The organism is Streptomyces sp. BR123, from assembly GCF_013401435.1.
In the GTDB taxonomy this organism is placed as follows: Bacteria; Actinomycetota; Actinomycetes; order Streptomycetales; family Streptomycetaceae; genus Streptomyces.
In genome coordinates this window covers 1-2,589 of record NZ_JACBGN010000524.1, presented here as the reverse complement: position 1 = coordinate 2,589, position 2,589 = coordinate 1, and the positions used below count along the sequence as shown (strand labels likewise).

Genomic DNA, 2,589 nt, shown 5'->3' with positions numbered 1-2,589 from the left:
CCCGGGGGCGGCGCAGGCCCGGGTGGGGAGGCGCGGCGCGGGCGGATCGAGGGGTTGTTGATCGGGTTGGCCGTGGGGGATGCCGCCGGGTGGCCCGCCGCCCGGCACCGGGCCAGCCGGATGCCCCAGTGGACCCGTCGGCTCACCCGGGAGCTGGACACGTTCGCCGAGCAGAACGCCACCACGACCCTCCCCGTCCCGATCGCCCTGAACCAGCCCCCGGAGCCCCTGCTCCTCGGCCCGTCGGACGACGCCGAGTGGGCCGCCTTCTCCGCCGAGTCCGTGCTCACCGCCGCCGAGGGCCTGCTCAGCGACCTCAGCCCGTCCCGCCGGATGCGGGCCGCGATCGACCTCGCCTGGAACGCCCTGGCCAGCGAGGTCGCCGCCGCGGCGGAGCGCGCCCCCGAGGTCGAGTCCGCCGTGCTGCCGCTGCGCGCGCGGATCTCCGTACGGGCCGGCCTCGGCAACCTCGCCGCCGGGTTGCGCCCGCCCGCCACCGGCCACGACAACCCGCACTACTTCGACGACGCCGCCTGCGTCCGCGCCTGCGTCCTCGCCGTCGTCCACCCCGGCGACCCGCAGGCCGCGGCCGACCTCGCCGAGTTCGACGCCCGCTACACCCAGGACGGCGACGGCGTCCACGGCGCCCGCGCGATGGCCGCCGCCCTCGCCGCCGCCCTCGCGGGCGCGGACACCGACACCGCCGTCGAGGCCGCCCTCAGCCAGCTCCCCGAGGCCACCGAGATCGGCCGCAACGCCCGCCACGCCGTGGAGCTCGCCCGTACCCACACGGAGGGCGGCGGCGCCTTCGCCATCGTCCCGACCCTCGAACACGAGATCGTCGACCACGTCTACAGCTACGGCATCGCCGCCGCCGAGACCGTCCCGGTCGCCCTCGCCCTGGCCACCGCCGCCCGCGGCCGGACGGTCGACACCGTCCCTGCCGCGGCCTGCCTGTCCCGCGTCGCGGACTCCGCCCCCGCTCTCGCCGGCGCGCTCACCGGCGCCCTCGGCGGCGGCGACGCGATCCCCTCCGCCTGGCGCGAGGCCTGCCGCGTCCTCTCCGGCTGCGCCCTGCCCCGCCTCGCCGGCACGGACCTCGTCGAACTCGCCGCGCTGCTCGCTCGCACGGGAACTCACCTCACCCAAGGGATGATTCGGACATGACGCTCACTCTGGAAGACCGGGCGGCCGGCTGCCTCGTCGGGGCCGCCGTGGGCGACGCCCTCGGCGGCCCGCTGGAGGGCTGGTCCCCGGACCTGATCGCGCAGCGCCACGGCGGCCGCGTCCACGGCATCGTCGGCCCCTGGTACGAGGACTGGCGCACCGCCCGGCCCATCGCCCCGTACCACAAGGGCGACGGCCGCGTCACCGACGACACCCTCATGACGCACGCCCTGGTCCGGGTCTACGAGGCCGTACGGGACCACCTGGACGCGTACGCGGTCGCCGAGCACCTGGTCCCCGACCTGATGACCCGCCCGCGCTGGATCCCCGAGCTGGAGGCGGAGGCCCTCCCCCTCCAGCGGATCTTCCTCGCCGAGAAGTGGATCGTGGCCCGCCTGCACTACGGGCACGCGGACCCGCGCGAGGCCGGCAGCGGGAACATCGTCAACTGCGGGGCGGCGATGTACATGGCGCCGGTCGGCATCGTCAACGCGGGCAATCCGGCGGGCGCGTACGCGGAGGCGCTGGACATCGCGGCCGCCCACCAGTCCTCGTACGGGCGGGAGGCCGCGGGTGTCCTCGCGGCGGCGGTGGCGGCGGCGTGCGTTCCGGGGGCGACGGTGTCGGCGGTGGTGGACGCCGTGCTCGCCCTGGCCAAGGACGGCACGCGGGCCGCGATCGAGGCGGTCTGCGAAGCGGCCGGGCGCCACCGGGACTTCGAGTCGGCGCTGGGGCCGCTGCGGGCGGCGGTGGCCCCGTACGACTCGGTCGGCGACGACTACCGCGCGCCCTCGCTGGGCGCCCGGCGGCCGTCCCGGCTGCACTCGATCGAGGAACTGCCGGTCGCGCTCGGCATGCTGGTCGTCGCGGACGGCGCGTACGAGGAAGCGGTGCTCGGGGCGGTCAACTACGGGCGGGACTGCGACTCCATCGCCACCATGGCGGGGGCGGTCGCCGGGGCGCTGGCGGGCGAGGCAGCGGTCCCGACCGGCTGGGCCAAGCAGGTCGCCGAGGCCAGCCGGCTCGATCTGCACGCGCCGGCGGCGGTGCTGTCCGCGGTGGCCCGGGAGGTCTTCGCCCTGGACCGGTCCCGGCGCCGCGCCCACGAGGCGGCCTTTGCGACGATCGCGGCCCTGTGACGGGCGGTCCGGGCGGCGGGCTGCGGCTGACCTGGGTGCAGCCGGAGGACCTCGTCGGCCACGAGCTGCGGCAGGCCGCCGAGGACGGGCGGGACGCGGAGCCGCTGCTGCGCCGCTGGCTGGCGGCGGGCGGCCGCCCGGCCCCCGCCCGGGCCGGCGCCTGCGCCGAGCCGAGCCCGCCGGAACTCCGCGACCTCGCCGCCCGCCTCCTGACCGAACTGGCCGCGCTCCCCCGCCCGTCGGCCGCCGCCGAACCGGCCACCTGGCCGGCCGTCACCGCCGC

General features: G+C 77.8%; 1 protein-coding gene and 2 pseudogenes. All 3 read left to right on the top strand.

The features are described 5' to 3' along the window. Positions 1-45: 45 nt before the first annotated feature. Positions 46-1,156: pseudogene (locus HYE82_RS35885) on the top strand (ADP-ribosylglycohydrolase family protein). Between the two features lie 7 nt (positions 1,157-1,163). Then, the gene (locus tag HYE82_RS35880; RefSeq protein WP_179178414.1) at positions 1,164-2,306 is read left to right on the top strand and encodes an ADP-ribosylglycohydrolase family protein; all 1,143 of its coding nucleotides are present in this window, start codon (positions 1,164-1,166) and stop codon (positions 2,304-2,306) included. Next, positions 2,303-2,589 (top strand): annotated as a pseudogene (locus HYE82_RS35875) (ADP-ribosylglycohydrolase family protein); the annotation flags it as partial. The gene HYE82_RS35880 and the pseudogene HYE82_RS35875, both read left to right, overlap by 4 nt.

Bases quoted from the DNA above. Each gene is read 5' to 3' on its own strand.
- HYE82_RS35880 (WP_179178414.1), top strand. From the start codon at position 1,164: ATGACGCTCACTCTGGAAGACCGGGCGGCCGGCTGCCTCGTCGGGGCC.